Here is a 6271-nt window from a genome sequence, read left to right on the forward strand (position 1 = left end):
CGCTGGCCTAGCTATAGCGCCCTGCGAAGCGTGCCGCGGCGACCGCTCGATTAGGGACATTCAACACACGGATCAGCGAAGACACATGAACACGCACGGTATACGGAGAGATTTGCAGTTCAGCAGCAATTTCTTTATTGGTTTTACCTTGTGCAATCAAGTGCCAGACTTCCCTCTGCCTCGACGTCAGTTTGCTCATCGCTTCATCACCTTCGAAAGACGGTGACTCATCGGATTCGTACTTGACCACTACTTGGCCATTACGAATGTCGTTGATCGCACTGCGTACTTCTTCGGCTGAAATATTCTTGCCAATAAAGCCATTCACGCCCGCCTCCATGACACGCGCAATGACCACACCGTCATCCAGTGCCGACACCACAATGATTGCAGTATCGCCTTTTTCCTTGCACAGTTTTGCCAGCTCTTTCAGGGAGCACAGCCCCGGCAAACGCACTTCAATAAACAACATCGCGACAGGCTGCCAACGCTCCAGAAAGATGCAGACTTCTTCCAAATTTCCCGCTTGCCTTATTTTTGCTCCAGGTATTAAACACTCGAGTAACCCTATCATCCCCTCTCGGTAAAGCGGGTGCTCATCCGCCACGACAATTCGGCAACTCATATCAGGAAGCACAACCCGTTCAGAAATGAAAACAAGCACCGATCATGTCCGAGTCATACAACTTATGAAATAGAACACCTGAACTAGTACACCTGTACTAGTTATCCGAAACACTGGGCATTCAGAAACTTCCCTCTCCATAGAAACATCACGTTGGCAGCGTTAGTACAACCTCGCCCTCCAAAAATAACTGCCTGTTTCAGGACAAAATGGATCTAGTTGGCGCGCGTTTCATAACGCATCTTGACCACTTCAACGATGCGTTCCTGCCCCTGCGTACCCGAGGGGCTGACTGACCTGATTGACTGCCCGCGGTATGGCCCTTCGACAGGAAACCAATTCTGCACCACCACCCTCTGTTTCGGTTGTTCACCGGATGCCGGTCCCGAGGAAATTTCATTGGTGAACCGACAGGTCTCGAACGTCCCGAGCGGCGTCTTGATCGTCTCACGGCCGTGATAGGTCAGCTTTTCCGTCACCTCGAAACCCACCGTCACACCGCCGCTACCGGCCTGGCTTTTGTAACTGACGCTGACGGTCTGCCCGGGCTGCAAATCCAGCGGTGTGGCCGGAGGCGGCGTGTAAAGGGTGGTAGTCAACGAGGCGCCGGCGCCGTGCTGATCGCCATAGCGAATCAACTGGCCGTCCTTGATTTGCGCGTAGGTGGTTGTGAGAAATACGGGTGAATTATTCATGAATGTGGTGTGCAATGAAGCCACCGGCCTGGTTCCCGCGAAGTCTTTACGGCCAAGCGTTTGAGTTTTACTGCGGCTAGTTACCGGCGACACGTTGTCGCGACTCTCATAATCCACCACGGTGCCTGGCTGGAAATCCGCTTCATTGGTGCAGGGTGCCGATGAAGCCGTGCCGCCCACCGCTGCGGTGGTCCAGGTAGAGCCTGCGAGCATCATCGCGGTCAAGGCCATCGCCAGCGGCACGCCGCACGGAGTGTTCGCTTCAATTCTTCCGGTCGGTATATTTTTCAAAAACAGATCCTTGTTCACGTTCGATCAGAAACGATCAATGGCGTGGAAGTTGAATGCCGAGGACGGATCAACGGCAGAGCCACTGTGATCCCACGCTAAAGGGCGAGGCAATAGGACAGCTGTGCTATTGCGTGATCCTGATCGCACCGGTTTTATAAGGTTTTATCGAGCGCTCGGAAAAAAGATGCCTTTATTGAAAAAAACAGCAGCGGCTACCCTGACGCTAGCTATCACCCTGAACCTTAGTATTCAGGCCTCGTCAACCGTGCAGGCAGCAGACAACAAGGCTTTCAATGCCGCCAGCCTGCCCGTGTCGGATGCGCCGTTGGGCGCCTTTCCCTACATTGCGCTGCCCACTGGATATGTCAGCGCAACCACGCCCGATGTCTCCGAATTCGATCAGGTGCCCTTCTGGACCGGCGATCGCCTGCAAGCGGTGGAAGGCAAGGTCTGGTCGGCGCATATCGACGCGGCGCAGGGTAAGGCATTCTCCAATATCGAGTTGCAGCGTAACCTCGAATCAGTGGTGTCGTCCTTGGGCGGCAACAAGATCTTCGACGGCAGGATTGCGCAAGACGCTGCTCAGAAAATCCAGGAATGGCCACGGGATTTCGCGCTCAAATACAACAGCGGCCTGGGCGACATCTGGAACAATGCCGCGCAAGTCTTCGTTATCCATCGAGCCGACCGCGACATCTGGATTCATTTGTGCAGCTACTCGTTTGGCGGCGGCCTGCTCATCGCAGAAACCAAACCTGTTCAGATAACCGCCGGTCTGTTGCCGGCCAGTGAACTGAAAGCGCAGATAGATAAAACCGGCAAGGTGGCATTGCACGTCAACTTCGCGACTGACCAGACCCGCATCCTTCCCGATTCGCAACCGCAAATCGAGCAACTGTCGCAGTTACTCAAACAGGATGCCTCGTTGAAATTGGCCATTAACGGCTACACCGACCGCACCGGTGATCCCGCGCACAATAAGACACTGTCATATGACCGCGCCAAGGCTGTCGTCGCCGCCATCACCGCCAAGGGCATAGACGCGGCCAGGTTGTCGGCTGCTGGCTTTGGAGATGCTGACCCGGTGGCCGACAACGTCACCGAAGCGGGCAAAGCGCAAAACCGCAGGGTCGAGTTGGTCAAGCAGGACTGAGGGGCCTCCAGGCGGCAGAGCACATCGATTGGCGAACGCCCCTTCAGTCGCTCATGAGGCTCAGAAACCGTCCGATAAAGCCTCCATGCATCGACATCCGGAAACCGCGCTAACGCAGCAAGTACCAACTTGTACCGCAGTGGATCAAGTTGCCAATCGGGAATGCGCTGACCGCGATTCCCCAGACTAAGGGATAGCAGGCGCCGAGCCTCGATATGGGGGTTGATCTGATCTCGGGATTTTCCTGCCAGTTTGGCGAAGACAAGCAGCGGCAAATTATTCGAAGCTTCATAGGTGGCCAGCATCTCGGCGCGCAGACGTTGTATCTCAGATACTTGGGGTTCGTGCAGCTGTTCAGTCTGCGTTGACGCAGGTAGGACGGGTGAATACTGAGCCGGGTTAAGGACCGGTTCGTTGCTTACGGACTTTTTAGAGGCTGGGACCGTCGTCGCTGGGAAGCCACTGCTGTACAGAACGGCGTTTGCGTTCGCGCTTTGGCAGCCACGACCGCGATGAGCTTGCACCGGGTCTACGCAGCTATCACCTCATCTACTCACGCCAGCAGGCTAACCCCCCCATGGAACGGTCAAAAGCCCGCGCCTTATCGTGTTCTATCGCGTGGCAAACGACGACGTGATCGAGGTCGTCCGACTCCTTCATGACGCAATGAAAGTGCAACTGCACCTGCCCAGCGACTGATCACCGACCTAGCCCAAAAGCTTAACTGGCCATGAACAGCGAAGGTCTGGCGCCCCCTCTACATCTCAACCTGAGCGCCCTCGCTCTCAGCCGACTCGGCGGCCAATTGAAGCGGGAGGTTCTGGGCCCGGACGGACTATCGAGACCCACGACAACTGCCGATGGACACGCGGGTCGATGCCCTTGGCGACCAGGACCCTTGCAATATCACATAGAGCACGAGCATCTCGTAAGCTAATTTCAGGATAGGCACCAAGAGAAATACGGGGTTGCTTATCCGCCCAGGAAAAGCGGAAGTGCCAGCACTTGGCGCCTTTCGTATTAACGAAAAGGGCGAGGCCGTTGTAGTCAGGGAGGGTGTTGTCCTTGGCACGGGGTTTGGCGTGCCGGACTGCCGTATTGGTGAGAGCCATCGTACAATCTCCGTCTCGTTTGAATAGAGGAGATTTGTACGGTTTCCAGAGAGGCGAGTCCCACGAAAAAATGATCGACCAAGCACCGGATTAATGTACTAAAAAACGTGGCTGGTAGTGCTTTCGAGTGGAACTTACTGGAACGAAAAAAGAGGCCGAAGCCTCTTTTTCAGTTTCTGCAGACTTCAATAGTAGCCTGTAGAACAATAATTGGAGCGGGAAACGAGACTCGCATCTGGCGTCCGACCCATTGAAATCTAAGGGGTTTCTTTTCTTGCCGAAGCAGGAAAAGACTTAATTCTGGACTCGTTTTTGGGGAATATCAAGGGCCAAGAAAGCGTGATTCCGGGCTGTGCCATTTGCTTCTACCGATAGCCAGCCGGACGGCAGCGTCCGGTCTGGACAATACTCACTGACTTCTTGGATAACTAGAGGGCGGCCTGAATCTGCTCCTACTGTAGCGACCCATCCAGCTACTCAGTTCAGTAGCCTTATAAATCGTTCTTCTGTAATGAACAGCACCGTCTGACCCAGCTCGGCCCAGATACGCAGGGTTTCTTCATTCATGCTGTTGCGGCTGATGGCATCCAGCGCGGCGACTTCGAGCCCACCGGCAAACTGCCGTCAGAAGCGGAGTTGGGCGAACGCTTTGCGGTGAGTCGCGTTACGGTGCGTCTGGCGGTGGGCAAGCTTTGCGATGACGGAGTGGTGGAACGCAAGCAAGGCAAAGGCACCTTCGTGGCGGCCAAGCAGGTTCGACATGGGCTGGATGCGTTGCGCAGCTTTCATGAAGCCTTGTTGCTGCAAGGGCTCAAACCGAGCATGCGCGTCATCAATCACGCGTTGCAGCCAGTACCGGAGGATATGCGTGGGTTGTTTGAAGCCTCGGATGATTGCCTGCTACTGGAACGACTGCATTTTGTCGACGACGACCCCATCGCACTCGGGCGCAGCTATTTGCCGGCTGAACTGGCCAGCGTGGTGTGGACCGATGTCGAGCACCAACCGATTTACTCGATTCTGGAGTCGATCACCGGCATGGCGGTCACTCGCGCCGACCTGGCGATCCGCGCGCAGGAAGCCGACAAAACCCTGGCTAATGCCCTGCACATCAAACGCGGTGCAGCACTGTTAGTCATGGAGCGCACTTCGTACTTCGCCAACGGCCGCTGCTGCGACCGCACCAGGTTTTTCATCCGGCCGGAACGCTATGCCTTTGTCCTCAGCGGGGTGTTCAAATCCCCAAGCGCCCGTTGAAACGAGCGCTTGTTCGCCTTGGCGGGTTTACCCCAGAGCGGCAAATCCCCTTTGCAGATCCTCAATCAACGCCCCGACATCCTCGAGTCCAATGTGTAACCGCAAGACCGGATTCAATTGGCGATCCGAGACGCTATTGCGATCCGATGGGTCAGCAACCGTAACGAGGCTTTCGTAGCCTCCCCAGGAAGCCCCCAGACCGAATACCTGCAGCGCATCGATGAAGCGCTCGACGCCGGTGACCTCATCATTTCGCAGTTCGAAGGACAGCAATCCGTTGCTGCCAGCGAAGTCCCGCCGCCACAGTGCGTGATTGGGATGATCGGGCAACGCCGGGTGGAAGACCCGTTTCACCTGCGGCTGTGCTTGCAGCCAGTGAGCGATATCCAGGGCCTGGCGTTCGTGCACCTCCATGCGTGCCGCCAGGGTACGTGCGCCGCGCAGCACCAGATAGGCGTCGTCGGGACTGACGGCAATGCCAACGGTATCGCTCATGGATGCCAGTGGCTGCCAGACGTCTTGCCGGGTGCAGACGCTGCCCATGACCACATCACTGTGACCGCACAGGTACTTGGTCAACGCCATGATTGAGATGTCCGCGCCCAGTGCCAGTGGTCGATACAGATAGCCCGAGCCCCAGGTGTTGTCCACGGCTAACAGGATGTCCCGTGGTTTACACAGCGCCGCGATGGCCGGCAAGTCGCCGAGTTCATACAGCAATGAACCGGGTACTTCGGTGTAGACCATTTTCGTGTTGGCTTGCAGTTGCGCCTGCAAGTCGCTGCCGTCAGGCGCGAAGTAATTGACCTGGATTCCGAACGGCTCAAGCAGGTCCCGTGCCAGACGCCGCACGGGAGCGTATACCGCGTCGGTGATCAGCACATGGTCGCCGGGCCGCAGGTACGCAAGGAACGTCTGTGCCACCGCCGCCAGCCCGGTACCGAACAGGCGGGTACGGTAACCGCCCTCCAGCTCCGTCACCATATCTTCCAGGGCAAACGCCGTCGGGTTGCCCCGGGCGCCATAACTCAGAACGCGCTCGGTATCACGGCGAGCACGGGCGTCGCGCATTTGCGTCAAGTTGTCGAAAATCACCGTACTCAACCGGCTGACCGGAACGTTGACGCCCCGCCCGCCC

General features: G+C 56.6%; 5 protein-coding genes and 3 pseudogenes. 3 read left to right on the forward strand and 5 right to left on the reverse strand.

Going from position 1 to position 6271, the window contains the following annotated elements; all coding sequences use genetic code 11:
* Positions 1-7: 7 nt before the first annotated feature.
* Entirely contained in the window at positions 8-625 is a 618-nt protein-coding gene (locus K7431_RS19175; protein WP_012723476.1) for a LuxR C-terminal-related transcriptional regulator, read from the reverse strand.
* Between the two features lie 215 nt (positions 626-840).
* Positions 841-1629, reverse strand: a complete 789-nt coding sequence (locus K7431_RS19180; protein WP_012723475.1) for a hypothetical protein — start codon at positions 1627-1629, stop codon at positions 841-843.
* 109 nt (positions 1630-1738) lie between these two features.
* Here K7431_RS19180 and K7431_RS19185 point away from each other — a divergent pair, with 109 nt between their 5' ends.
* Together K7431_RS19185 and K7431_RS30900 are read left to right on the forward strand one after the other, a co-directional pair.
* On the forward strand, positions 1739-2764 hold the full coding sequence (locus tag K7431_RS19185) for an OmpA family protein (protein WP_224299456.1): 1026 nt from the start codon (positions 1739-1741) through the stop codon (positions 2762-2764).
* 490 nt (positions 2765-3254) lie between these two features.
* Positions 3255-3463: pseudogene (locus tag K7431_RS30900) on the forward strand (type II toxin-antitoxin system RelE/ParE family toxin); the annotation flags it as partial.
* 86 nt (positions 3464-3549) lie between these two features.
* Here K7431_RS30900 and K7431_RS19190 read toward each other — a convergent pair.
* Both K7431_RS19190 and K7431_RS31240 read right to left on the reverse strand, forming a co-directional pair.
* Positions 3550-3876 carry an Arm DNA-binding domain-containing protein gene (locus K7431_RS19190; RefSeq protein WP_080567177.1) on the reverse strand — a complete coding sequence of 109 codons (327 nt, stop codon included), beginning with the start codon at positions 3874-3876 and terminating at the stop codon, positions 3550-3552.
* Between the two features lie 501 nt (positions 3877-4377).
* Positions 4378-4473 (reverse strand): annotated as a pseudogene (locus K7431_RS31240) (ABC transporter ATP-binding protein); the annotation flags it as partial.
* On the opposite strand from K7431_RS31240, the pseudogene K7431_RS19200 reads away from it, so the two are divergent.
* Positions 4462-5133, forward strand: a pseudogene (locus K7431_RS19200) (GntR family transcriptional regulator); the annotation flags it as partial. The pseudogenes K7431_RS31240 and K7431_RS19200 overlap by 12 nt on opposite strands.
* A 27-nt stretch (positions 5134-5160) precedes the next feature.
* On the opposite strand, the gene metC reads toward K7431_RS19200, so the two are convergent.
* Positions 5161-6271, reverse strand: a 1111-nt coding sequence (gene metC, locus K7431_RS19205; RefSeq protein ID WP_224316749.1) for a cystathionine beta-lyase, incomplete at its 5' end; no start/stop codon positions are given.

Source organism: Pseudomonas fluorescens group sp. (assembly GCF_020093335.1).
Taxonomy (GTDB): domain Bacteria; phylum Pseudomonadota; class Gammaproteobacteria; order Pseudomonadales; family Pseudomonadaceae; genus Aquipseudomonas; species Aquipseudomonas petroselini.